This is a genomic window from Pontibacter harenae, assembly GCF_020907245.1.
Lineage (GTDB): Bacteria > Bacteroidota > Bacteroidia > Cytophagales > Hymenobacteraceae > Pontibacter > Pontibacter harenae.
Genome location: NZ_JAJJWH010000011.1, coordinates 19,553 through 45,790 on the forward strand (window position 1 = coordinate 19,553; position 26,238 = coordinate 45,790).

Genomic DNA, 26,238 nt, shown 5'->3' on the forward strand with positions numbered 1-26,238 from the left:
TCATGCTTAATTACGACTATAACTTTACCTAGGTTTGAGATAATCTGACATTTATTAATAAATTAAAATTTTCTAATAAAATGTATCGATATATACCTATAAACAAGTAAGTTATAATTCTTCAAAACTTACATAACCACCAAATTTATATATTTAACATTTATTATATATAAAGTATATGATATTACATCAATGTACTTACAACAATTAGCACTTTTGAATATTAGGCTACCAACTACAACAACTTTATTGTTTAAATTAAATTCAGCTTCTTGTTATTCACAGGTTTAACGTTTAAACACTATATAAGTTTTTATATTAAAATAATATAACATAAAACATTAACAATATCTTACTCCTCCCTCATAAGAACTTGTAATTAAATCTTCCTTTTTTTCTTCATTACAAGTACAAAACCTTTATCAATTCTATATTAATCACTAGTTTAGAGCCGTGATCAGACCTAAACAAATTGTATTTTAATAATCACAAGCTATTAATACACAAAGCAAGCTTTATTTAAATTATGCAATATTATTTTTATGAACTTATGCTTATTACCCCAATAAATAAACTACAGTTTTACACATATTAAATACTACAATATTCATATTTAAGCTACTAAATCAGTTTTTCATACAGGTCAAGCTATAGTTACAGCCTCTGTTCATATGAAAAGCTAAGTCAACTTTCAAAAACTAACTATATAGTAAACTTTTACTGCTTTTAGCCATGAAGCCATATTTACTGCGCATGTATGCCATACTTCTCATTTTGCTGAGTATGCCAGGTACCTCTAGTGCCTTTGCCCAAGATTGCCAGCCTATTATAACCGTAACCTCAGGGTCTTTACTCCTGTGCCAGCAAGGTGATGTAACACTAACTGCGACAGAAGCCGCCAGGTATGAATGGTCGAACGGTGCCACAACGCCATCTATAACCGTAACACAGGCGGGTAATTATTGGGTAAAAACCACTACAGCCGATGGTTGTACAGGCACTTCCGAAGTGGTTACAGTAGCTAGCCAGCCTGATGCCAGTATAGAAGACCCTTACTGGGACTTTACGTACTGTAGCAGCGCAGGAACAGGCGCCACTTTTGATCTGGAAATCTTTAACATATCAAAAACAAAGGCAACTAACACAGGATACTTTGTGGATTGGGGTGATGGCAAGACTGAAAACCTAGGTCAGAGCTATGAGACTGCAAAGCATACGTATACCGCAAAAGGAACCTACATTTTAAAGATTACAGCTACTGGAGAAGGCGGTTGTACTGGCATACCTATCGAAAAGAAAGTTTTCATAGGCAGTAACCCTGCTTTTGGTCTAAAGTTATCTGGAAACACAGTGGACTGTGCCCCAGTTACCTTCCAATACATTGTAGAGGGCATAGAAAATAACACAGATAACACAACCTATACCTTTCATTTTGATGATGGCACAGACCCTATTACTTACACGCACAAAGAGTTAGTTGAGCAGAAAGTCGTTCTCCATGAGTTTTTGGAACCATCTAAGGGAAAGCCACAGGGATATACACTTACCGTTACAGTATCTAACCCATGTTTTACAGACGTCCACACGTTTACGGGCAATCGTGTCTCTAAAGGACCAGAGGCCGACTTCGCAGCCAGCGCAGAAAGTGCCTGCGTGGGCCACAGCATTACTTTTCAGGATAATTCTAACAGCGGCTTCGACTCCTCTACAGGCACAGACAGGTACAGAAGAAAATGGAGCATTTTTCCTGAAACAGGTTGGAGCGTTGCCCCCAACAGTAGCATGAGTTTGGCTAGACCAACTATTATATTTAATGAACCAGGTAGCTATACTATAAAAATTGAAGTTGATCCGCTTGATCCTAACTCAAAGTGCTCTGGTAGCTTTAAAGAGAAGACAATTACTATTGTAGCGCCTCCTAAAGCCGCCTTCAACTTTACAAATTTACAGGAGCCGCAGTGTAGCCCCAGCAGCATAGGAGTATCAAACACTTCGGAAGGAGAAAACTTGTCCTTCACCTGGAGCGTGAAAACAGACGCTGGTAAAGAAACGAGCGGATGGAGCTTTGCCTCGGGGTCCTCAGCCGCCTCTAGAGAACCAGAATTTAATTTTACCGAGCCAGGCTCTTATATCATAACACTGTTGGCAGAAAATGGCTGTAGCCCTACGAGTACCGTAGAGAAAACAATTACAATTATAGGAAAGCCTACCGCCATTTTACCAACCGCACCAGCAGTTTATTGCACACCAACAACCATAAGTTTTGGCCCAGACAACAGCAGCCATACTCCTGTTTACAACTCCAATTTAGGCACCATAACAGGCTATATCTGGTCGGTAACAGGCCCTGGAGAAGTAACATACCAGAATAACACCGATCAAGCTTCTGCTTACCCGAGCATTACTTTTACAGAGCCTGGTGAATACGAAGTTTCTGTTGTTGCCATAAACGAATGTGGTGCTTCAGCTCCTGCAGTACAGAAAATAAAAATAAACCCACTTCCTGAAGTATCACTTACGGCTCCTAAAGAAGCAATATGCATAGGTGAGTCCATCACCATTACCGCGTCAGGTGCTGACACTTATACTTGGCAGCAGGCAAATGGCTTAAGCGTGACGACAGGCAGCAAAGTTACAGTTAAGCCAACGGCTACTACTACCTATACAGTTACAGGCACAAACACCACTACAGGCTGTAGCTTTACAGCCTCTATAACAATAGTGGTGCACGAGTTGCCAAAAGTAACTGTAAGCAGCTCCACGCCAGAAATATGCTTTGGCCAGGGAAGCGCAACTTTAACCGCAGCAGGAGCCGACACTTATACCTGGGAACCAGCACTGGGCCTTAGCGCAACCACTGGCAATGAAGTTACAGCCTCTCCTACAGAGACTACTACTTATACCGTTACAGGCTATAACTCAGAGACAGGCTGCAGCAGTACAACCACTGTTACGGTGGTCGTAAATCCGTTGCCAGAAGTAAGTGCAGGACCTGACCAGGTAGTCTGCGATGAGCCTACACCTTTCAAACTACAAGCCAGCCCTGCTGGTGGCGTATGGTCTGGAGAAAATGTTAGTGCCGATGGTACTTTTGTACCAAACGGGAAAGGTGTTTTCGAACTTACTTATACCTACACCGATGCCAAAGGCTGTACCAATGCTGACCAGATGTCGGTAACAGTAACGGATGTGATGATTGCCGACGCAGAAGAAGTAGAACCTATTTGCTTGAATAGTGGCGCTTTTGTACTGAAAGGCTACCCATTTGGCGGCAAGTGGAGCGGTTCTGAACATGTAACAGAAGATGGCACCTTTACGCCTGACGCAGTAGGCACCTTTACTGTTACCTACACCTACTATACAGGTACCTGCTTCACCACCGATCAGATACAGGTACAGGTGAAGCCATTGCCAGCCGCACCAATAGCATTAGCCACACCAGAACTTTGCTACAACACCAGCACTACGTTAACTGTAAATTCCGAAAACGGAACACTAAACTGGTATGACAAGCAAAACGGCGGCACCTTGCTTGCTTCTATACCTAGCGGCAGTGGCTTCGAAACAGCCTTACTAACAAAATCAACAGATTTTTATGTAGAACTGGTTGGCGAAAATGCTTGTGCCAGCAGTCCGCGCACAAAGGTTAGTGTTGTTGTGAGGCCCGAGATAGCCCGACCTGTTATCAAAACGGCACCTATCTGCGGACCAGGCATGGCAACTTTAGTTGCAGAAGGAACCACGCAAAACTACAACTGGTACAACCAGGCAGGCGATTTAGTAGCCACAGGCAAGGTATTTGAACCAAGCTTTACTGAAAGCGGTACTTACATTTACTACGCCGAAGCTGTACTAAACAACTGTACAAGCCAACGCCAAGAAGTAGACGTAATTGTTTATCCTGCCCTTGCCAACAACATGCTAGATGCAGTAGATCCTGTTTGCGCAGGCAATAAAGTTACCATAACAGGAAGCGAACCAGAAGGTGGCAAAGGAGCTGGCTCTTACACCTACACCTGGAAGAGAAGCATCAACGGCACAGACTTTGAAACAATAGCCGGAGCTACCAATGCTACTTACGAATCTAGAGATGCGCTTGTAACTGGACCTGTTTCGTTTAAAAGAATCGTTTATTCAGCAGGATGTGAAATAGAATCTAACACAGTAGAGGTTGTCGTTATACCTGCCATTACTAAAAACGAAATTGCACCAGTAGCCACTATCTGTGCTAACCAAACCCCAGCAGCAATAAACGGCACCATAGCTGGCGGAAACGGACAGTATACTTATCGCTGGTTTAAGCGCACCCACAATACAGGTTTCGAAGAGATTTCTGACAGTAACGTGGAGAGCTATCAAGCTGGCGCATTAACAGAAGACACCTGGTTCAAGCGCATGGCTTCGTCAGGAGGTTGTACTGAGGTGGAGAGTAATGTGGTGAAAGTAACGGTTATACCTGCTATCACTAATAATGTTTTGAACAATGTACAGCCTATATGCGAAGGCGAATCCTTGACTATTACAGGTGAAAATCCTGCAGGAGGTTATGAAGGCAGCAGTTACGCCTATACTTACTACTGGGAAGCGCGTGTAACTGGAGGAGACTTTATTGAGGTACCTAACAGCCGTGGCACTACTACAAAAGACCTTCAGGTAAGCAATGTAGTCAATGGCACTTCTTACAGAAGAGTCGTTCTGTCTGGCGACTGCGCCATCAGCACAAGTAACATTGTTACTGTAACGGTTACTCCTATGGTGGTAAATACGATTACAGGCTCACAGGAAAGATGTATTGGTGACGAAATAAGCACCTTAGGCGGCGAGCCAGCTACTGGCGGTGATGGTGTAAATTATACCTACATCTGGGAATATAGCACGAACAACAGGCCTTTTGAAGTTATCAAAAATGCTCAAAACGCCCCAGGATACACTCCTAGCAACCTTACCGAAACCACAAAGTTCCGCAGAACTGTAATTTCTGGAGCTTGTACTGTTTCTTCTAATGAGGTAGAAGTTGTTATACACCCACTCCCTACAGCACCTGTTACAAGAGTAGAACCAGTTTGCTATGGCATACAGGCCACTTTGGAAGTTATTGGAAGCAACGGTATGCAGTTCAACTGGTACGATAGTAACAACAACCTACTGCATAGAGGCACCGAAAGCATCTATACCACAGTTCAAGCACTTTACAGCGATGCAACTTTTTATGTAGAAGCTATCAATGCCAATGGTTGTGTAAGTCCACGCACAGCAATACGTGTAAGAGTGTATGACAAGCTAGATAACAACACTATCAGCACCAACACACCGTTAGTATGCGCTAATATCTCCCTAATAGTGTTCACGGCTTCTACACCTACAGGTGGTAGCGGTTCTCCGACTTATGTTTGGGAGATGAGCACGAACAATGGCCAAAGCTATCAGGTTGTTTCTACCTCGAAAGATGCAAAAGACTATATCCACAAAAGTACTTTAACTGGTCCAACCTTATTCAGACGCACTGTACAAGACGGCTCTTGTGTGAGCATTGTTAGCGAACCAGTGCTGGTTGATGTAATGTACCTGGAAAACAACATAATTTTCGCCAAGGAAACGGATATATGCAGTGGCGCTACCCCTTCCCAGCTTACTGGCCTTACCCCTTCAGGAAATGTACAAGGCTCTTTTGAGTATGTGTGGGAATACAGCACCACGGGCCAAGCTGGCAGCTACAGAATAGCACCTGGCACTAACAACCGTGCAAATGGTTCATACCAGCCGCAGGCCCTGCAGCAGGATACCTGGTTCCGCAGGACTGTGTTTGCAGGAGGTTGTTCCTTTATCTCGGAGCCTGTCAAAATAGCAGTAAACGACCCGATAGCAAATTATGAAATAAAGGCTGACCAAAGTGTATACAAAGGCACGAAGCCAGCTACGCTAACAGGACTAACCACAAAACCGATCTCTGGAGGCAACGGCCACTACACCTACCGTTGGGAATTCAGTACCGATGAGGGTGCAAATAAAACCTTCACAACAGCAAGCGGTGCCAACTCTGAAAAAGACTATGTCTTCCAGGGTGGCCTGCATGTAACGACCTGGTTCAGAAGAGTGGTAATGTCAGGTGACTGTGAGGTGATTTCGAATGTAGTAGAGATAAAAGTAATTGCTGAAATCACGAACAACATTATAACGGCGGACCAGACAGTATGTATCGGCAGCACGCCTGCCCTACTCGAAGGCACTGTGCCAACAGGAGGAGATGATGCACCGATTTACCGTTGGGAAAGCTCTACGACGGGAATTCACGGTGTGTTTGTAACAGCACAAGGCAAAGGTAACGATCAACAGAACTTTGAACCTGCTCCTGTAAACCAGAACACCTGGTACAGACGTGTGGTTACTTCTGGCCCATATGCAGCCACCAGTAACATTATACTTGTAGCTGTTGCGCCTGCCATCACGAACAACAAGATTACAAGCTCAAACCAAACCATCTGCTTTGGCACACAACCAGCTGCGCTAACAGCCTCAACTCCTGCTGGCGGTAGCGGAAGCCTGAGCTATACTTGGGAAAGCAGCACCAGTGGTCCGAATAGCGGCTTTAATCTGGCGGCAGGCGTAAACAACGCCAGCAACTATAGCCCTGGTGTGTTAACCCAAACTACCTGGTTCAGACGAATTGTGAAATCAGAATCGTGTGATGTTTCTGTCAGCTCTCCTGTTCTGGTAACAGTTAAGGCCTTAGTGCCTGTTCCTGTAGCCTCGGCGGTTACAACTTGCTACAATTCACCAGCCACACTTCAGGCTAAAGGCACAGGAGGCAGAATAGAATGGTTTACAGAGGCTACAGGAGGCTTACCAATTCATGTAGGCGAAAACTTTGTTACGACTGCACTTAAGCATAACACTGTTTATTACGTGCAGGAAGTAAGCCTTTCGTGTGCAAGCGAGCGCAGAGCAGTACAGGTGTATGTAACACAACCGTCGGCCAATGCAGGCGAAGATATTACGGTTTTGCTAGGTAAAGCAGTAACTCTTACAGCAAGCGGCGGTATTAGCTACCGATGGGAGCCTGCACCAGGCATCACAGATGTTACGTCGGCCACACAACTCGTGAAGCCAGAGGTTACAACTACGTATTCTGTAACTGTGGTCGGCGAAACTGGTTGCGTTTCGACAGACGAGGTGACGGTAATAGTTCTGCCACTGGTAGATGTGCCGAACACCTTTACACCAAACAGCGACGGCTTCAACGACAGTTGGGAGATCAAGTACCTGCAAGATTATCCTAATTGCAAGGTGCAGGTATTTAACCAATGGGGTACTATGGTATTCAACTCCGAAGGCTATAAAGAAACTTGGAACGGACGCTACAATGGGCAAGACCTTCCAATGGCCACTTATTACTACATCATTTACCTAGATAAAAACGAAAAGCCACTTTCAGGCAGTGTAACTATTGTTAAATAAGAGTCGATGAAAAAACTTTTAGCCTTAGCCATTACGCTTATCTCTGCAAGCCAAGTGTTTGCTCAACAGAAGCCACAGTACTCGCAGTACACGCTAAACAACTACCTACTAAACCCGGCTATAACGGGTATAGAAGATTATGCCGATTTAAAATTCGGTATGCGCCACCAATGGTCGGGCCTGGAGGGTGCGCCTAAATCTTACTACGCCACCATGCACATGCCTATTATGAAAGAGATTACTCCAACGTATAGAGGCAGAAGAACAGGAACTGTAGCAAAGGAGGCAAGCACGAAGCGCCCAAACGTACACCGCAGGCTTCGGCCACACCACGGTATTGGCGCTATGGCCATGAGCACGCAAACAGGTACCTTAAAGCGCAGCAGCTTTAGCATGAGCTATGCCTATCATTTACCTGTCAGCAAAACCACCCGTCTTTCAGCAGGGGTTTCACCTGGCTTCATACAGTACAGGCTAGACCCAACCTCGGTAAGGGTAGTGCAAGGCAACGATCCAGCCCTTTCGGATGGCCGGGTAAATGAAACGAAGTTTGATTTGAACATGGGTCTTTGGCTGTACTCACGGGAGTTTTACATAGGTGTTGCAGGCGCACAACTGGTGCCTAGCAAAAGAGACCTGATAACTATCAGGAACACAGTAGGCGACAATACGGGTGCCCTCCAAAAGCACTACTATGCCACTGCAGGGTACCGCCTGGACTTGGCACCAGGCTTTGCGCTTGTTCCTTCTGTTATGGTTAAAATGGCAGAACCCAGCCCTGCCTCAGTAGACGCTACCGTAAAAGCCATCTATTCAGACAGAGTTTGGGCAGGCGCCTCGTACAGGCACAAAGAATCTGTAACAGCTATGGCAGGCATAAACCTCAGCCCTTTGATGGATGTCGCCTACTCTTACGATGCCAGCACCTCTCCCTTAGGAATGGTTAGTGCTGGAAGCCATGAAGTAGTTGTCGGTTTTAAATTGATTAACGCCAACAAAGTGATCTGCCCTCAGTGGGCGTGGTAAGCATAAAAGAGAGCAGCGGAACAATACCAGGTACCGTTCCGCTGCTCAATGCTACTTGCTAACTTAATCCATTATACTCATAATCAAGTATTAAAGATTCACTTAATGATATTAAAATCTGAATATCCATATTTTAGAACCTTTTTATAAACTAGCTTCTTTTAGCTTGTTACTTACAACTTATAGTTGTTCCGCTTTAAAGCCCGCTTTTTCAACCGTTCCTTTGATGGTTTGAGCATCCAGAGAATCTGTTGTTACTTCCAACACTTTATCAGGGTTGTCTGTATCCACTTTCCACTCCTCTACTCCTTCCAGTTTATTTAAATGAGGTGTCACTGCTTTTACACAACTTCCACAGTTTATAGTTGTTTTGAATTTATAGGTTTTCATACTTCTCTAATTTGATTTAAATAATTATTTACTTCTGATTTCAACTTATAGTTTTTGAGTTCTTAACCGCAAGCTGTTACCAACCACCGAGACAGAACTTAGCGCCATGGCTGCTCCAGCCAACATCGGACTTAGCAAAAAGCCTGTGAAAGGGTACAGCAAGCCAGCTGCCACAGGAATACAGATTACGTTATAGAAAAAGGCCCAAAACAGGTTCTGGCGTATTGTCCTGACTGTAGCTTGTGATAACTTAACCGCTGCAGCTATTTGGGTCAGGTCGGAGCGCATGAGCGTAATCCCTGCCACATCCATGGCCACATCTGTTCCCTGCCCCATCGCAATACTGATATCGGCTGTAGCCAGAGCTTGAGCATCGTTTATACCGTCTCCCGCCATGGCCACTTTTTTACCTTCTGCCTGCAGCTTTTGAACAAAAGTGGCTTTGTCTTGTGGCAACAACTCTGCCTGAAAGTGTTTGATACCAGTTTGTTTGGCTACTGCAGCTGCAGTTTGGCTATTGTCTCCCGTCAGCATATACACCTCCAACCCTACTTCCTGCATAGCCTTTATTCCCGCTGCGGCACTCGGCTTTATAGGATCACTTACCGCAAACACGGCCAACACTTTGGCTTCGTTGCTAAAAAATATAACCGTTTTGGCCTGCTCCTGTAGCCTTCTAGCCTCCTGAATCAGGGATTGGGAAATTTGCACACCTTGCCTCTTCACCAATTTCTCATTTCCAGTAAAGTACCTTTCAGTTCCGAAATCAGCTTCTACCCCAAGCCCTGTCAGACTATTAAAGTAACTTGGTTGTATAGCCTGCAAACCCTTGTCTTTGTAGAATGTATACACTGCCTGTGCTATTGGGTGCTCAGATTGTGCCTCCATAGAGAAAAATAATTGTTCCAGGCGCTCCTGCTCTGCCACACCTTCAGCCCAAACTACATCTGTCACGGTTGGTTCACCTGCTGTAATGGTTCCTGTCTTATCCAGAATAATAGCATCCAGCTGATGCGCTCTTTCTAAGCTCTCCGCATCTTTTATAAGAATACCGTTTTCGGCACCTCTGCCTACACCTACCATAATAGCTGTAGGTGTTGCCAAACCCAGCGCACAAGGGCAAGCAATAACAAGTACCGATATCATGGACAATAAAGCTTCCGTTAAGTAAGCCTCTCCACCAAAAATAAGCCAGGCAGCTAGCGTAAGCAGGGCTATACCCAGTACCACAGGCACAAAAATGCCTGCAATTTTATCCACTAGCTTCTGAACAGGCGCTTTGCTTCCCTGTGCCTCCTGCACCATTTTTATAATGTGTGCCAGCATAGTTTCGCCACCTGTTTTCTCTGCTATCAGTTGCAAACTGCCTTTCTGGTTGATGGTACCTGCGAAGAGCTTACTACCTGGCTCTTTCTTAACAGGCAGCGGTTCTCCGCTCAGCATACTTTCATCAATAAAAGAGGTACCAGCTACTACTTCGCCGTCTACTGGCACACGGTCACCTGGCAGCAACACAACCCTGTCGCCTACAGCCACTTCTTCAACTTTAATCTCTAGTTCGCCACCATTGCGCAATACCCTAACCGTTTTAGGTTGAAGTCCCATCAGTTTTTTTATGGCAGCAGAGCTTCTGTCTTTTGCACCTTCCTCTAAGTATTTACCCAGCAGTATAAATGCTATAATAACGGCCACCGCTTCGTAGTACACGTGCGGCATCAGTCCACGGCTCATAAAGAAGTGTGGGTACACCGTATTAAACACACTGAAGATAAAAGCTATACCAGTGCTTAGCGCCACCAGCGTATCCATGTTGGCACGGAAAAACTTCGCCTGATTCCAGGCATTTACAAAAAAACTTTGCCCAGCCCATAGCAACACAGGTGCCGTAAACAGCAGCATCACCCAGTTTATGCCCACAAAGGCATCGTGAAAGAACATGCCCAACACAAACACAGGCAGGGCCAAAATACCTGCTACTATTGTTTTGCGTTTTAGCTTATCCAGGCTGGCTTGATGTCGCTCCTCCAGTTCTTCCTCCGTTTGCTTATCTATCAGCATGTCGAAGCCTATTTCCTGCACCGTTTCACGCAATTGAGCAGGTGTTACGGTAGCAGGCTCATAGGCAACTTGCACTGTTTTGCCAGCAAAGTTTACATTTGCCTCCTGCACTCCCTCTTTGGTACGCAGCATGCTTTCTATGCTCGCTGCGCATGAGGCACAAGACATACCTTCTACAGGAAAGGTAGACTTCTTATATTTTTTCTCTACAGCAGTTTCCATAGGTTTTCTTTTACTGTTTTTGTCTTTACAAAGGTACAGTTCAACGTATCGCTACCTGTTATACATTTCTTCCTAAAGCTTACATTTTTTTAGCTAAACAAGACACCTTTATCTCTTTTACTAACAGCTACTAACAGAAAAAGTACCTGCCACACACACTAAGACATGGAACTAAATCAGTTAGAATTTTGATATTACAAGAATGGCTTAGGCCGTAGCTTGTGAAGGAATCAAGTAGTAAAAGCTTTTTCTACACATCTGATGATGTTTTGCACTCTGAGAGCTGCAAGCCTTTGTACTTCTTTAACGCTGACGTAGATGAAATTTAAGAAGAGTAGCCTTTTTGCAGCGACCAGCAGTAACCAAACGATACGATACATCACCATTGCCTTCAGTATTTTGTTGGTGGCACTGCTCTCGGTAAGTATATTTTCCTTTATCAGTGCACGAAACGTTCAGGACAACTATAACAGCCTGGTTTCCGATGATCTGAAGAAGCTGGAGCTGATCCATGCGGTAGGTCATCATGAAGATGCCATCCAACACACGTCACAGGCACATGTATCTACCACAGATGCGCTTCTAAAGCACCGATATGAGCAAGAAATTGAGCGAAGAATACAACTCAGCCAAACCACATTAGAGCAACTACGCCCACAGATAGAGGAAGGTAATCAGCAAATACTGTTGCAAAGGTTTGTGAGGGAACGCAAGCAGTATTACAGGCACCTCCGCAATCTTATTGCCTATAGCCGCCAGGGCAGGCAACAAAAGGCAGCCTCTTTCAATGATTCTACCTTTACGCCAGCCTACGATGTACACCAAACGCTAATTTCGAATTTGGGTAAAAGCATACAGGAGTCTATGCACAAGAGCGGGAAGGATGCCGTAGACGCTGTAAGCTATGCCGTAAAAGTTTATAATGCGCTTTTGGTGCTTATACTAGTTTTAGCCCTTGCAGCTGGCCTGTTTATTCGTCGGATTTTTAAGCAGCTTAAGCGTGATAACCTGGTGCTGCAAATGGAAATTCAGGAACGACAACAGCTATCAAAGGCCTTAAGCGAAAGCCAGCGCGAGTACAAGATGCTATTCGATACAAACCCACTGCCTATTTGGGTGTATGATCAGCAAACCCTTAAATTTTTAGAAGTCAACCAAGCCGCCATTAAAGAATATGGCTACACGCGCGATGAATTTTTAGAAACTACACTGGATGCCATCTCGCCTGTGGAGGAAGTATCGGTACTGCGGCACCGAAACGGAACATCAGACAAGGGAGTAGATGGCAGTGGCAGGATACGCCACAGAAGAAAAGATGGCAGTACTTTAACAGTAGAAGTCAGATCTCACGCTTTACCTGAAAATGAGGGCCTACACCCACGCTTAGAAGCTGCCCTTAATGTAGACGACCAGGTGCGAATGCTGGAGATGCTAAAACGCAACGAGCAGCAGCTTAGAGAGATTAGCTCCAGCATACCAGGAGCAGTGTACCAGTTCTACAGAGATCAAAACGGTAAGCAAGCCTATATCTTCCTGAGCGAGGGTATAAAAAGTTTATATGGTCTAAACCCTGAAGAAGCATACCAAAACTCCGACGTAATAAGCAACCATATTCACCCAGAAGATTTAGCATACGTAGAGGCCACCATACAGCATTCTTACCAGGAGCTTACCCCTTGGGAGGTAGAATATAGGTTCTGGAACTCTGTGTTGCACAAATGGATTTGGATTAGAGGCCACGGCTTGCCAACGCTAAAGGAAAATAAGGTAATCGTTTGGAATGGAACTCTGATTGACATCACAAAACAGAAAGAAGCTCAAAGCCAGCTAATGAACAGTGAGGCAAACCTTCGCGCCTTACTTAACAGCTCTCCACAAGCCATTTACTTGCTCGATAAAGACCTTAAAATTGTTTCTTTCAACTCAGTGGCTGCCTCTGATGTAAAACAGTTCTTACTAAAGGATTTGGTAGTAGGTGAAAGCATCATGCACTTCCTGGATGGGGAAATGATAAAATCAACCCTGCAAAACCATACAAATGCGCTGGAAGGCAAAACCACCATCTACGAAACTGGGCAGGGCGAATTTTGGCACGAGGTTGCTTTTAGGCCTGTGTTTGGCAATAATGGCGACGTGCTGGCCGTGTCGCTTAGTATTCATGATATATCTGAGCAAAAGCAGGCCTTAGAAATAATAAAAAGAAGCCAGCTACAGTTAGCCCGTGCACAGCAATTGGCAAACCTAGGCAATTGGGAGTACGATCTAATGCGAGATATCTTAACTTGGTCGGATGGAGTTTATAGCATCTACGGCGTTGACAAAGAAAGCTTTAGGCCTACATTTTTAAGTAAAGCGGCTTTCGCTCATCCACAAGATCGTAATGCAGTTATTCAGGCTTTTGAGGATACCGTAAAGCAGCAATCGCTTATGCAGTTGGAGTACAGGATTGTGTGCACTGACAACAGCATACGCAATATTTACGAAGTTGCAGAAATTGTATGCGATGATACTGGTAAGGCTGTAAAGCTATCGGGCTCAGTACAGGACATTACCGACCGCAAGCAGGCAGAACGTGATGTAACGGAGGCAAAAAACTTGCTTCAGACAACGCTAGAAAATATTCCTGAGATTGTATTTTCCACGAACGCAGAAGGAAGTATCACTTACATCAGCCCGCAATGCTTTGAACTGACAGGTTACAAAGAAGAAGATTTTCTGGGTGATGGGCAGTTGTGGCTCAAAATCATTCACCAAAAAGACCATAAAATCATTGAAAAGCAGGTAAAGCCAAACCTTAAACTGGGCAGACGGCAAAGCTTTGCTGTCCGAATTGTGAACAAGCACAATGAAGCAAAGTGGATGCAACTTCGAATCTCTCCAGTTTTAGATGAACACGGAAGGTTTGTGCGTTCTGATGGATCTGCAGCAGATATTACGCATAACAAGAAGATTGAGGCCAAACGAAATGAGCTTACGGATGAGCTGCTAAGACAAAACAAAAACTTACAGCAGTTTGCCTACATTGTATCTCATAACCTGAGGGCACCCATCGCAAATATACTTGGCCTTACTTCTATTTATGATCGGCAGAACGGCAATGAGATGATGAATAGTAAGGTGATTGATAACCTGGCTACCTCTGCAGAGCTTTTAGATTCTACAATAAAAGATTTAAACGACATATTAACTGTTAGATCCGAAATAAATAAAGTACAGGAGGAGGTACACTTTAAGCAGGTGCTGGAGCATATTGCTACCAGTGTAAGAACTGATGTAAGTTTAGAAGAAATTTACCTAAACAGTGATTTTAATGCGGCGCCCAGTGTGGTAACTATTCGTAGTTATGTGCAAAGTATAATGCAAAATCTTATTACAAATGCCGTAAAATATCGCTCTCCAGACAGAAAATTACAGTTACAACTTAAAACTTTCACTCTTCCTAACTATATTTGCCTCACCGTAAGCGACAATGGTCTTGGTATTGATCTTGCAAGAGAAAAAGAAAAGGTTTTTGGACTGTATAAACGGTTTCATCCTAATATAGAAGGAAAGGGGCTAGGGCTACACCTGGTAAAGACTCAGGCAGAACTGTTGGGCGGCAGGGTTGAGGTCGAAAGCCAAGTAGGAGTAGGTACTACTTTTAGTATCTTTTTTAAAAACTAAGTGTAGTAATGAGCACGTTAAAAAGAGTAATACTTATAGATGATGACCAAGTAAACAACTTTGTTTGCGAAAGTATCATTAAAACAGAAAAATTTGCTGATGAAGTCATTAGCTTTCAGTGGGCCGAAGAGGCATTGGAGTTTCTAAAGAACGCAGTTTCAGAATCTCCTGCAGCTTTTCCAGACCTTATTTTTCTGGATATAAATATGCCAGGCATGGACGGCTGGTCTTTTATTGACGAGTATCGTAAGTTACCTGAGGCTGCGACAAAGAAATGTTGCTTATTTATGCTTTCGTCTGCTGTAGACCGTAAAGACATCGTTTCTGCTAAAAGCCATGAGGAAGTAAAGGAGTTCTTTTCTAAACCCCTTTCACCAGAAATACTTGAATTCATAAAAGACGAGTTTATAATGGCTTAAACTGCTCAGACAGTTAAACGGAAAAGCACAGGTTATAACTAACGCCTGTGCTTTTCCGTTTTTACTCTTATTGTAATTTCATGTGCCATTGCAGCCTTAGCGTCTGCCATGGTCAGCATCATCTGATTTTGTTTGGTCTTCGCCAAAAGGTTGGTCACCTGTCCGTATACCATTCACGCTATCATCCATGGCGGTATCACTGCCTTCGTACTCAAAACCAGGACCTTGAGCAAAAGATTCTACGTCTGTTTTATCGTTTGCACCGTATCCTGTGGCTTCATTCCCACCAATATGCAGATTTTCCAGCTTATCCTTCTGTCCTGCACGCTCAGTTGAGCCATCCTGGCTAATATTACGCTTGGCCGAAGGGTCTGGATGGTTACCCATCGTCATGCGTTCGTTGTAGTCGTTATTTATTTTTTCTGGCCCCTTTGGAGCACTATCTCTTTTATTTTCTTCGTTTGCCATAAGTCTGATTCATTAGTTCTATACTTTAGACTATACGCTTCCTAACACCACATGTTCAGTAAGAGTAAGGTATTGCCAGGATAACCAAGTACAACACCAACTAAGACTTTGGCTTTAGACTTAAAGACTTATGAACAAAAACCTAAAGCGAACCTACAAAAATTCTGCATTTACAAGAAAAGCCATGCACTACACTTATCTTTGCCAAACTTACTGCCCTCTGCAGGGCACCAGTTTGCAGTTGCAAGTGTTATAGGAGCCACAAATTCAGCACAACATGAAATTATCGAAGATATACAATCCTCAGGAGATGAACTCCTACCAATTTGTTTCTGCAACAGGCATGATTATGTCGTTAGTGGCACATGTTATTCTTGTTATTATAGGCAAGTCTATCCAAAATTTTGAGGCTTTGTATATATGCTGGTTTGTTTTCTTCACACTTGGTACCATCGTAAACCTCAGAAACAACGATGATGATCATGGACACCATCACCACCATTAAGTATAGTCTGCAATACTGGCAACTAAATCTTTTAAGAGCTTTAAAAAGTAAGAACCTATGATAATCACAGGTTCTGCCAGTTTATACTAATCTAATTTTATATTTTTTACTGCACCAGTATCTTTTTAGTTAAGTATTTCTTACCCTGTGCAATTTGCAGGAAGTACATGCCGCTGCCATACTGAGAAATATCAATTTCTCTACTATACGTTTCCTCCTGCCTATCTAAGTTATCCGAAAAGATTTCCTTTCCCTGGCCATCCAGCACTCGGATCGTTGCACTTCCTTTATCTTCTAATGCAAACTCAAGGTTAAGACGGCCACTGCTCGGGTTCGGGTAAAAATCAATATGGCTAAGCCGTAACTCGCTCTTCTCCCCTGTTTCTACCGATTTTCCCATTTCCTGTAACGATGCTTTATCGGCGGCATTTATGTCGGTTACAGTTGCCTTGTGTATGATGACGATTGTACTCTGGTTGTTATTGAGTTGCAGCACATCCATCTTAAGCTCATGTTCATTGCCTGCTGAATCAATACGGATGAGGTGTTTCTCTCCTGTTTTATCGTCTGTTGTAATTTTAAACTTGGTTTTAGAAGCATGTAATACAAGCATAGAGTCCAATGGCAGTATACTGTCATTCTTTCGGACGATAATTTGTTCAATGTTCTTGGGGTTTAGTGCCGACAATCCCGCTTCGGCAGCCTTCAACCTGATGATATTGCCTTCTCCTGGTTGACTTCTAAAAATTATTATGGGTTCTGTTCTTTCAAAAATGGCTCCCTCCCCTCTTCTAGACACTTTTAAGGTATCTAACCTGGAGGCCTTTAACGTGTCTAGTTTCATAACTCTAAAACGTATATGATTAGTAGCTGCAGAATCCGCGGTGCTATACTTGAACAACAACTTTTCCTCCCACGATTTTCGTTTTCCTGCCAAGGCCATTGTGTCTGAACCAGAAATTAAAATTCTTGAACCCTGTAAGCGTTTAAAAACTAAAGTGTCTATTCTAGCCCTGTCTAGCATTATGAAAGCTGACCTGGATATACGCGGCAGCAAAAGCGTGTCCGAGATATGCACCTCTCTAAATAAGCGACTTAGTGCCGCTGTATCCACTCGTAATCCTTTTATGCCACTTATTCTGTCGGCATAATCTAACGCACTTATGGTAGTATCTTTCACTGATATTTTACCATTTATGGTAGTAATCTTTTTCACCCGCATCTTCTTCTCCAAATCCTGGGCATTTATAACATACAAGGGCAGCACAAGCAGGAGCAACAGCAGGAGCTTAAAACGATTATGAGTAAGTATGGCTTTTTTCATGTTAATAAGAGTTAATTCTAATAAGTTAAGTACTGTACCAAAATTACAAGCCTACCTGCTACCTTGTAGTTAAGGGCTTGTTAAAGTATGTTAAAGAAAAGTTAAAAGAGTAAGCATCTCAGCGCCAGCCTTATTACCCTGTAGCGAAAGATGTATGGAGACGTTAAAAAAAAGTTAAAGTCGGGCAGCGGATTGCTCAAAATGTTACATTTGTTTTGTGAGCAAGCATACCATAATCGGAGTAATTGTGCTGATGAGCATTTCCCTGCTGGGCATAGTAGGGCTGCAACTATATTGGATATCTGATGCCATAAAAGTGAGGCAGGAGCAGTTCGACCGCAGCGTGAATGAAGTACTTTCGAAGGTGGTAGAGAAACTGGAGACCCAAGAAGCTGCCTCGGTGGTAGCCGATAACATGGCATCGTTACAAAAGAATGCAAGCGATACTTTGTCCGCCACGCTTGTTAAAACTGAAACGAAAACAACAGAGCAACCCAAAGTACAGCACTCAGAAAACCCTAAACCAGAAGCCACAGCACCCAAACCTGCCAAAGCGCAGGGAACAGGTCACCTACAATCAAAAACAGACTCTGCGGCTGAACCCACAGGAGATAAAGTGTTATCAAACAAAAGTAAAAAGTTATCTGCTTCGGTTCAGATGCAAAATCTGAGTGCGGTTGCAGGCCAAGGATCCAGCCCTATTATATACATGCACCGAAGCGGCTCAGGTGTTGAACGAATAAACCTAATACAAAAGGATTCGCTTAAGGCGCTGCAACGTTATCGTGAAGCTCCATCAGGAAGAACTACGATGGTACCTGCTGTTATTGCTGGCAAAGGTATAAAAGTAGTGGAGCATGCTAATAGTTTGTTTCCTGATTCCCTTCATCTCGAGCGCAACTTTCCAGATAGTGCCTTCAGAGCTCTAAGAAGCAGCAAACCCGATATAAACTTTGTAAGAATCCATAATCAACCTATCAGAGTCTCAGTGGATACTTTGAAGTATATGGTTTCTAAGTTAGATAGCCTAAGTCGCAACATAACCTTCAAGACCACACTTCGCCCTGATGACATCAGTTCTATCTCCGTTAGGATGGACAGTGTGTTTATCTATAAAATAGGACAAGAGCCAAAGGTCATTTATGATAGCCATGCAGTACCTTCCCAATCTAAATCAGTTAAGGGTTCGGGTATTACGATAGGTGGAATACGCTTGAAAGAAGCAGAAAAAGTTGTACAAGCAGCTGTACCCGCTCCAGAAGTAAAAGAAGTTCACACGACCAAACCTGCTAAAAAGAACCAGTTACATCATAATGTCTCTAACATTTCTAGAATCGAAATAAAGAAAGATAAATTAAATGATGTTGCTCAAAAAATGGTGGTGGAATACTTGGTGAAAGATGTGCCACTTAAAGACCGTATAAACCTGGATTACCTGCCCTCGCTACTCAAAACAGAGCTGCAGAACCAGGGAATAAACATAAACTTCGGCTATTGGGTAGTTTCTGGTGAAAGCGATACCGTAGTGGCTCAGAACACACTGGCTACGCAAGTAGCTCATCTGCCAAAGTACACAGCCAGTCTTTTCCCAAACGACATTTTTGATAAGACGGATCAGCTTGGTATATACTTCCCTGACAGTAAAACCTATGCCCTAAAATCTCTTTGGGGTATGCTAACACTTTCGGCTCTTTTCACGATGGTTATTGTAGCTACCTTCGGCACAACCATCCATATTATTTATAAGCAGAAAAAGCTGTCGGAGATGAAGAATGACTTCATCAACAATATGACGCACGAGTTTAAAACACCCATTGCCACCATTTCGCTTGCCACCGATTCTATTTCAAACCCTAAAGTGTACGAGAACCCCGACAGGATTAAGTACTACACCAACATTATCAGGGAGGAAAACAAGCGCATGAACGGACAGGTGGAGAACGTGCTGCAAATTGCCTTGCTGGAAAAGAACGAGTTTAAGATGAACCTGCAGCCTGTGGATGTACACCTGCTGATTGTGAAGGCCATTGAAAGTATAAAACTACAGGTGGAGCAACGTTACGGTCAGATTTGGGTACAATTGGAGGCCCTGGAGCATGAACTGAACTTAGACGAAGTACACCTTTACAACGTGATTTGCAACCTGCTGGACAATGCAAACAAGTACTCCCCAACCGAACCCATCATCAGCCTAACAACTAGTAATAAAAACGGAGGTTTACTTATAGCCGTGGAAGACAAAGGTATTGGTATGAGTAAAGATGCACAGCAGCGTGTGTTCGAAAAATTTTACCGTGTACCGACAGGAAATCTGCATAATGTAAAAGGCTTTGGTTTGGGTTTAAGCTATGTTAAAGCTATTGTGCAGGCACATCACGGTGATATAAAGCTGAAGAGCGAGCCAGGCAAAGGCAGCCGCTTTGAGGTTTTCTTGCCCCTGAGTTAAAGTTTGAATAACTGACTTTTGAATAATTGAATTGGATGCTTATGCAACAGTTGAAGCGGCCATAGTATAAGCCTTCCATTCATAATTCGTAATAAATAATTCATAATTGCATAAAGCTATGTCCGAAAAGGTGTTGAACATATTGCTAGCTGAAGACGATCCGAACTTTGGAATTGTACTAAAGGACTACCTGGAGCTGCACGACTATAACGTCACGCTCTGCAAAGATGGATGCCTGGCTATTACAGCTTTTCGGAAAGGTGAATTTGACCTATGCATTTTGGATGTGATGATGCCAAAGAAAGACGGCTTTACACTTGCACGGGAGATAAAGAAACTAAAGCCAGAGGCACCGCTAATTTTTCTAACAGCCAAAAGTATGAAAGACGATATGTTGGAAGGCTTTAAAATTGGTGCCGATGATTATATTACCAAACCCTTTGATTCGGAAGTACTCTTGTACAAAATAAAAGCAGTCCTGAATCGTAAAGGAGGTCAAACGCTGGAAAAAGCAGTTCCTGCAGAGTATACTATAGGCCGCTATCGTTTTCTGCACAAGCTCCGTCAGTTGCACCACAACGGCATAGAACAGAGGCTTTCACCAAAAGAGTCTGAGTTACTGCTTATGCTTTGCCAGCACCTAAACGACGTGTTGCCTCGCGAAATAGCGCTACAGCGCATCTGGCACGAAGACAACTATTTTACAGCCCGCAGTATGGATGTCTATATCGCCAAACTCAGAAAATATTTAAAAGAAGACCCTAGTGTAGAAATAATCAACATACATGGGCAAGGGTATAGGTTGTGTATACAGAACGGCGTGATGCTTTAGTTTACCTTTTAGCCTGCTTACCACCAAACGGCACAGTAGCGCCTCCAATCTTTAACAGCAAAATAACAGGCCATTGCAACAGCAACGGCCCATTATTCACCATAAATACAAATCACTTAATTTTATTTAGAAGGAAAAGCCCACAGAGGCTTTCGCTACACGGTTATAGCTTTTAAAACTTCCGTTCTCATCAATTGGGTTCAGGCCATAATCATAGCCAGCGCTCAGATTTATGCCGTTAGCAAATCGATAGCCTACACCACCAGCCACAGCTACATCTAGTTCTCTGAAGCCGCTCTTCATGTCCCACTCGGTATTGACAGCATTAAAACCAAAAGCTCCTGCCTGTACCTGCACTTTATTTGAAACCAAGTAAGACAACTGCGGTCCACCGAAAATGTGGAAACCTTCGCCTACAAACACTTTTGCCATTACTGGTAAATCAATGTACTCGGCTTTATTTGTGATAGTTGCATTGGCGTTCAGCAGATCCAGACGCTCAATAGGCAAAGTACCTACCAAGCGTGTACCCTTCTGTGAATAGATTAAGCCTGGCTCTATCTCAAAACCTTTAGCTACAGGTATGCTCACCACACCACCCACATGAAAGCCTTCTCGCATCTTTCTGTTCAGGTTTCCATCGGCTAAATCAAGCAACCCCTGTGCACTCTCCACCGTTTCGCCTTGCCATTCTGCCATATTTAAGCCCGCCTTCATTCCAAAACGAACTGGTTGTTGCTGTGCATTTACTTTTGTGGCTATAAAGCCAAGTACTACAGCTATAAGTAAAAATATTCTTTTCATGATTTCTTCAGTTTAATAATTCAACTCTTCGTCCATAAGCCGCGCTGCTCAAGTTCAGTTTTGAGAAAACTGTGCCAAAAAGTACAGGCCACATACATATCTATGCTACAAAAACATAACACATTGATTATAAGCCAAATAATTAATTAAAGAATCATAACTATATTTTAGCTTAAAGAGCGATACTAATTCATAAAGCATATAAGTTCTTGCTTTCTACCTCCTGTTTAGGCTAATTCAGCTACCTTTGCAGCCTGAAATTCTGATTTAGATATGAAAGACAAATCGCAGGTACGCCTGAAACAACTGGCGGTACATAGGGTAGGAAACAAAGCAAAAGAAGAAGGTGTGGTAGTGTCGAAAGAGCCAGTTGATCTGCATGACGATTACCTGCGAGACCTGTTGCTGAATTACTTTCTTGCGCCGTTTAAGCAGGAAGAATTTTTCAGGTTTACCCACACTTCTGATCTGGCGCTAAATGAGCTTTTCGCCTATGCCACGCTAATGTTTAATGAGCCGTCAAGCTTTTTTGAGTACTCTGTACACATTCTAAATCACCTCTACGAACAGTCCGACCACCCGAAGGTGAAGAGTGGAGAGTTGTACGTGGTGCACTTTGCAGGCTGTATGATGGAAGATCAAGAAGTAGATGCTATCGGTATTTTTAAATCAGAGAACAAGGACAACTTCCTTACCTTCCAAGACAGCGACGATGATCTGAACGTAAACTACCACACAGGCGTGAATATCAAGAGTGTGGACAAAGGCTGCATGATCTTTAACATTGAGGCAGAAGACGGTTATAGGGTTAAGCTTGTAGACGCCAACAGTACCGATGCGCTGTTCTGGAAAGAAGACTTTTTGAACGTAACAGAGCTAAAGGACACTAACTTTAACACGAAGGCAGTTATGAATTTGTGCAAAGACTACTCCGAGGAAGTTTTTGCACAAAGTGAAAGCAAGAAAGCGCAAGTGGATTTTATCTCAAGGTCTGTAGACTATTTCTCTAAAAGCGAAACCTTTGATCTGGAAGAATTCACCAGCAGCGTAATTGACGAGCCTGAATCTGCGGAGCGGTTTAAGAATTACACGCAGTCTTACGCAGAGAAAAGAGGTTTTGATCATTTTGATGATTTTGAAATCAACAAAAACACCGTGCGCAACATGAAGCGCAAGTTCCGTAACTTTATAAAGCTGGATACCCAGATAGAGATTAAGTTCAGCGGCTACAATCCTGAGCAAAGCGAGCAGTACGTGGAGCGGGGTTTTGATCAGGAACGCGGTATGCACTTTTATAAAGTGTACTTCTACAACGAATCTTAAGGAACAAACACGGAAACTATAGCGCTAACCGCTTTGTTTCGCTTGAAGCTCTAAAACAGGAACAGTTTTTGAATAAGGGAGAAAGAACCTTTTACCAATCCAGAAAATGAAAAACATTGTAGTAGCCTTACTTTTGATAGTTGCCACAGCATCTGCTACGTTTGCTCAAAATACTGCGCCGCGAACAGCAGCAGCACAAAAAGCACCTAAGACTATTGACCAGCAAGCCGATGAGATAACAGCAGGCATGGCCAAAAACCTTGCACTGACGCCAGCACAGGTAAAAAAGGTTCGGGAAATTAATGTCTTCGGCCTAAAAGGTGTGGCAGAGGCTCGTGTGCTTTACAAAGGCGAACCTCGTAAAATTGCCGAACAGGTAGACCTCATCAGCCAAACAAGATTATCAAAATTAAAAGACGTGCTTTCTCCGCTGCAGTTTGCTAAATATCAGCAGCGCCGTGAGGAGAAAATGGGAGTGCCGCAGCAGATGCAGGGTAACCCCAGCAGGCAAGAACAGAACGCCCAATACTATAGCAACTAATTATGAGAAGCATGGCCACCAAAGCCATGCTTTTTTATTTACTCTCTCCCAAAACCCCGCTTGTGCTTAGTTGCTCCAGGCCAACCAACTCCCTCTCTTCTAGCATTACCTCCTGTTGTTGGCTTTGTCTCTGGTGTTCGGTAACTAAGGCTCCAGGTGGCTTGTAAAGTATCAGGAAAACCTCTTTCAAAGATTTTGCATGCTTTATATCCTGCCATATATCCATCCACTCATGAAATACCAGGTATACAGGGTTTAGGGAACGCACAGGCTTGGTTATACCATAAATTGGCTTCTCCACTTCAGGCTCGAAAGTATTGAACATACGATCCCAGATAATAAAGGTAGAACCATAGTTCTTGTCTATGTATTTAGGATTAGACCCATGGTGCACGCGGTGGTGCGACGGTGTTACAAAAAAATATTCGATTGAGGCTGGTAACTTCTTTATGAGTTCCGTGTGCACGTAAAACTGGTAAAGCACCGCCACTTGATGGCATATAAAAAAAGTAAACGGATCTATACCCAGCAGCGGCACAGGCAGGAAAAACACAAACTTTATGTGTTGCGTCCAGCTAGTACGGAAAGACACGGTAAAGTTCATATTTTCTGAGGAATGGTGCGTGACGTGTGTCGCCCACCAAAAACGCTGCTCGTGTGCCACGCGATGTGCCCAATAGCGGCAAAAGTCCACAGCAAAAAAGCATAGAATGTAGCCCCACCAGGCTCTGGGCACTGCCCATGGCACCATATTGTAAATAACCATGGCAATACCAAACAGCCATATCTTTAGCAAAGCTCCTAATACAGTGTTAACTGCCCCAATGGTCAGGGCCGAAAAGAACTCTTTCTTAGAGTAGCTGCCCTTCTTATGGTATACATCCAAAAGCCATTCCACCACCACCGACAGCGCTATGAGAGGCATCGCATAGTGCATAATGGTAAGGTCGTTAAGCCCCTCCAACTGCTCAAAAGTGAGCATTTCTTTTCCCATAGTTTTATACCTTTGCCTATCAGAATGTAAGTATAAGCATATAAGTATCACGACTTTTTGCATCCATCATGTATAAAATTTATACATGCTAAAAACTGATGCTTTTAAAATTCTAGCTAACTTAATTTGTCTCTATACTTACTTAATTCAACGAATAACATACATTAGAGTTAAACCTCCTAAAGCCATCAGCACCCCGATAATAGGTAAGATACTGGTTCGTAAGCTGTTGATACAATTATTAAAATATAGTTAAAGATGAACATCAAGAAGAAAGTAAAAATACAGCTACCTGCGCATGTGACCAGATACGAAGCCCTGGATTTGTTTGTAAAAGCCGCTGAAAAAGAAAAATGGTCTGAGCAGGAAATACAATATGTGATAAACGAAGTAGTGGAAGCAGAAAGTAATACGGAAGGGATGGACGCTCTAACATACTATATCTCCTAAATATTTATTTAAAGAGGCAACCTTTTGCTCATTTATGGGATCATCTGGAAAAGCTACAGCAACTATTAAAATACACAAGTTCCTGTGCGGTAATCCTCATTTATAACTGATGATAAAATATGCCTGGGTAGCTCTCCTGTTAGCTGCCATTTCTCTGACAAGCTGCGACGGCTGCGGCCCTGTTACCTTTACCGAAAAAGAAAGAGCGCTTATTCCTGACCAGAAAAAAGGCGATACACTCGAGTTTAAAAGTAACAAAGGCGTTACCAGTAAGCTGTACGTGCTTTCGAAAACATTAAATGAGGTAAAGCATAAGCGAATGGGGTCCCTTATGAAAGGAACATACTGTAATGCCCTTGGTGAAATAATGTACACAGATGTCGTTGGGTTTAGCAAAATCGTGTTTAGTGCACAAGTAACGAAGTCTGATACAGAGCCTTATACATCAGGCTTTGGAGGCGCTTTTCTGCTAAACAAGTACGTTCCTGTAAACAATACTGTACTTCATCCGATTTATGTTATAAAAGGGAAAGCATACCAGAACGTGTACGAAATTGTAGCCGACACAACAGATAACACAGCTCAAGGCAATGTTGTGTATAAAGTTTTTTATGCTCAGGAAGAAGGCATTGTTCGCTACGACAACACCAAAGGTGCTTATTGGGAAAGAATAAATTAACAACAGAAATGAAAAAGCTTTTATACCTACTTTCTTTGTCTTTCCTAAGCCTTTTTTTATTAACCAGTTGTGAAAAGGAAGACGAAAGCTGCAGCGGATTATTACCCACTTTCACAGCCGAAGAATTAGCTTGGCTTCCTGGTAAAACAGAAGAAGATAAAATCACCTACATCAGCAGCACAGGCGAATCAAAAATATATTACGAACTACACAGCGAATTATACACAGCCTACGAAGACGGGAGAATTTCTGAAATTCCCTGCCCCTCCACTTTAACTATATACCAAGACTATTTCTTAAGCGATAATCCATACTTCCGCTTACCTGCCGACCCTGCGCAAACCAAGCTGTTTATTCAAATAAAGAAATCGCAAAAGAAGGGCTTTGTTACCTCGTTTTACTGGAAGCAGTTGAACTTACAAAAGCTGTTCTCACAGTTCCCTGAGCAGCTAAATGAGCTGAAAGTGCGCGGCAACACCTATTCTAATGTGTATGTATACACAAACGATATTTCACATGCCGACGACTTTGAAGGCCCTACCACGCATAAGCTATACTTTGCAAAAGACTTTGGCTTGGTAAAATGGGAGAACGCAGACGGTGAAGTATGGGAAAGGCAGCAGTAAACTGCCTTTCTAT

The 26,238-nt window shown here is 43.2% G+C and carries 18 protein-coding genes; 12 read left to right on the top strand and 6 right to left on the bottom strand.

From position 1 onward, the window contains the following. Positions 1-732: 732 nt before the first annotated feature. Together LN893_RS07910 and LN893_RS07915 are read left to right on the top strand one after the other, a co-directional pair. Positions 733-7,455, top strand: coding sequence for a DUF8696 domain-containing protein (locus tag LN893_RS07910; RefSeq protein ID WP_229969270.1), 6,723 nt, complete (start codon positions 733-735; stop codon positions 7,453-7,455). A 6-nt stretch (positions 7,456-7,461) separates the two neighbouring features. Beyond that, positions 7,462-8,481, top strand: a complete 1,020-nt coding sequence (locus LN893_RS07915; protein WP_229969271.1) for a PorP/SprF family type IX secretion system membrane protein — start codon at positions 7,462-7,464, stop codon at positions 8,479-8,481. Positions 8,482-8,661: 180 nt separating this feature from the next. Here LN893_RS07915 and LN893_RS07920 read toward each other — a convergent pair whose 3' ends face one another. Beyond that, positions 8,662-8,871, bottom strand: coding sequence for a heavy-metal-associated domain-containing protein (locus tag LN893_RS07920; protein ID WP_229969272.1), 210 nt, complete (start codon positions 8,869-8,871; stop codon positions 8,662-8,664). Positions 8,872-8,916: 45 nt separating this feature from the next. Beyond that, positions 8,917-11,151: a heavy metal translocating P-type ATPase gene (locus LN893_RS07925; RefSeq protein WP_229969273.1), complete on the bottom strand. Its 2,235-nt coding sequence runs from the start codon at positions 11,149-11,151 to the stop codon at positions 8,917-8,919. Positions 11,152-11,469: 318 nt separating this feature from the next. Between LN893_RS07925 and LN893_RS07930 the strand changes: the two genes are divergently transcribed. Together LN893_RS07930 and LN893_RS07935 are read left to right on the top strand one after the other, a co-directional pair. Continuing rightward, positions 11,470-14,814, top strand: a complete 3,345-nt coding sequence (locus tag LN893_RS07930) for a PAS domain-containing protein (RefSeq protein WP_229969274.1) — start codon at positions 11,470-11,472, stop codon at positions 14,812-14,814. A gap of 8 nt (positions 14,815-14,822) precedes the next feature. Further along, positions 14,823-15,233, top strand: coding sequence for a response regulator (locus LN893_RS07935; protein WP_229969275.1), 411 nt, complete (start codon positions 14,823-14,825; stop codon positions 15,231-15,233). Between the two features lie 96 nt (positions 15,234-15,329). Here the strand turns inward: LN893_RS07935 and LN893_RS07940 are convergent, their stop codons facing one another. Further along, the gene (locus LN893_RS07940) at positions 15,330-15,701 is read right to left on the bottom strand and encodes a hypothetical protein (protein WP_229969276.1); all 372 of its coding nucleotides are present in this window, start codon (positions 15,699-15,701) and stop codon (positions 15,330-15,332) included. A gap of 277 nt (positions 15,702-15,978) precedes the next feature. Here LN893_RS07940 and LN893_RS07945 point away from each other — a divergent pair, with 277 nt between their 5' ends. Continuing rightward, complete coding sequence (locus LN893_RS07945) at positions 15,979-16,206, top strand: hypothetical protein (protein ID WP_229969277.1); 228 nt, start codon at positions 15,979-15,981, stop codon at positions 16,204-16,206. Positions 16,207-16,312: 106 nt separating this feature from the next. On the opposite strand, the gene LN893_RS07950 is transcribed toward LN893_RS07945, so the two are convergent. Continuing rightward, positions 16,313-17,530, bottom strand: a complete 1,218-nt coding sequence (locus LN893_RS07950) for a T9SS type A sorting domain-containing protein (RefSeq protein WP_229969278.1) — start codon at positions 17,528-17,530, stop codon at positions 16,313-16,315. 217 nt (positions 17,531-17,747) lie between these two features. Here LN893_RS07950 and LN893_RS07955 point away from each other — a divergent pair, with 217 nt between their 5' ends. Together LN893_RS07955 and LN893_RS07960 are read left to right on the top strand one after the other, a co-directional pair. Further along, positions 17,748-19,976 carry a sensor histidine kinase gene (locus tag LN893_RS07955; RefSeq protein WP_229969279.1) on the top strand — a complete coding sequence of 743 codons (2,229 nt, stop codon included), beginning with the start codon at positions 17,748-17,750 and terminating at the stop codon, positions 19,974-19,976. Positions 19,977-20,094: 118 nt separating this feature from the next. Next, on the top strand, positions 20,095-20,808 hold the full coding sequence (locus tag LN893_RS07960; RefSeq protein WP_229969280.1) for a response regulator transcription factor: 714 nt from the start codon (positions 20,095-20,097) through the stop codon (positions 20,806-20,808). Positions 20,809-20,934: 126 nt separating this feature from the next. On the opposite strand, the gene LN893_RS07965 is transcribed toward LN893_RS07960, so the two are convergent. Next, the gene (locus LN893_RS07965; protein ID WP_229969281.1) at positions 20,935-21,612 is read right to left on the bottom strand and encodes a porin family protein; all 678 of its coding nucleotides are present in this window, start codon (positions 21,610-21,612) and stop codon (positions 20,935-20,937) included. A gap of 273 nt (positions 21,613-21,885) precedes the next feature. Between LN893_RS07965 and LN893_RS07970 the strand changes: the two genes are divergently transcribed. Both LN893_RS07970 and LN893_RS07975 read left to right on the top strand, forming a co-directional pair. Further along, a complete protein-coding gene (locus tag LN893_RS07970) occupies positions 21,886-22,935 on the top strand; it encodes a nucleoid-associated protein (RefSeq protein ID WP_229969282.1) in 1,050 nt (349 codons plus the stop codon). 106 nt (positions 22,936-23,041) lie between these two features. Continuing rightward, positions 23,042-23,476: a DUF4890 domain-containing protein gene (locus LN893_RS07975; RefSeq protein ID WP_229969283.1), complete on the top strand. Its 435-nt coding sequence runs from the start codon at positions 23,042-23,044 to the stop codon at positions 23,474-23,476. Between the two features lie 34 nt (positions 23,477-23,510). Here LN893_RS07975 and LN893_RS07980 read toward each other — a convergent pair whose 3' ends face one another. Beyond that, complete coding sequence (locus LN893_RS07980; protein ID WP_229969284.1) at positions 23,511-24,470, bottom strand: sterol desaturase family protein; 960 nt, start codon at positions 24,468-24,470, stop codon at positions 23,511-23,513. A gap of 258 nt (positions 24,471-24,728) precedes the next feature. Here LN893_RS07980 and LN893_RS07985 point away from each other — a divergent pair, with 258 nt between their 5' ends. From LN893_RS07985 to LN893_RS07995, 3 genes are all read left to right on the top strand, one after another. Further along, a complete protein-coding gene (locus LN893_RS07985) occupies positions 24,729-24,920 on the top strand; it encodes a hypothetical protein (RefSeq protein WP_229969285.1) in 192 nt (63 codons plus the stop codon). A gap of 109 nt (positions 24,921-25,029) precedes the next feature. Beyond that, complete coding sequence (locus tag LN893_RS07990; protein WP_229969286.1) at positions 25,030-25,599, top strand: hypothetical protein; 570 nt, start codon at positions 25,030-25,032, stop codon at positions 25,597-25,599. A gap of 8 nt (positions 25,600-25,607) precedes the next feature. Then, entirely contained in the window at positions 25,608-26,225 is a 618-nt protein-coding gene (locus tag LN893_RS07995; protein ID WP_229969287.1) for a hypothetical protein, read from the top strand. Positions 26,226-26,238: the final 13 nt, after the last annotated feature.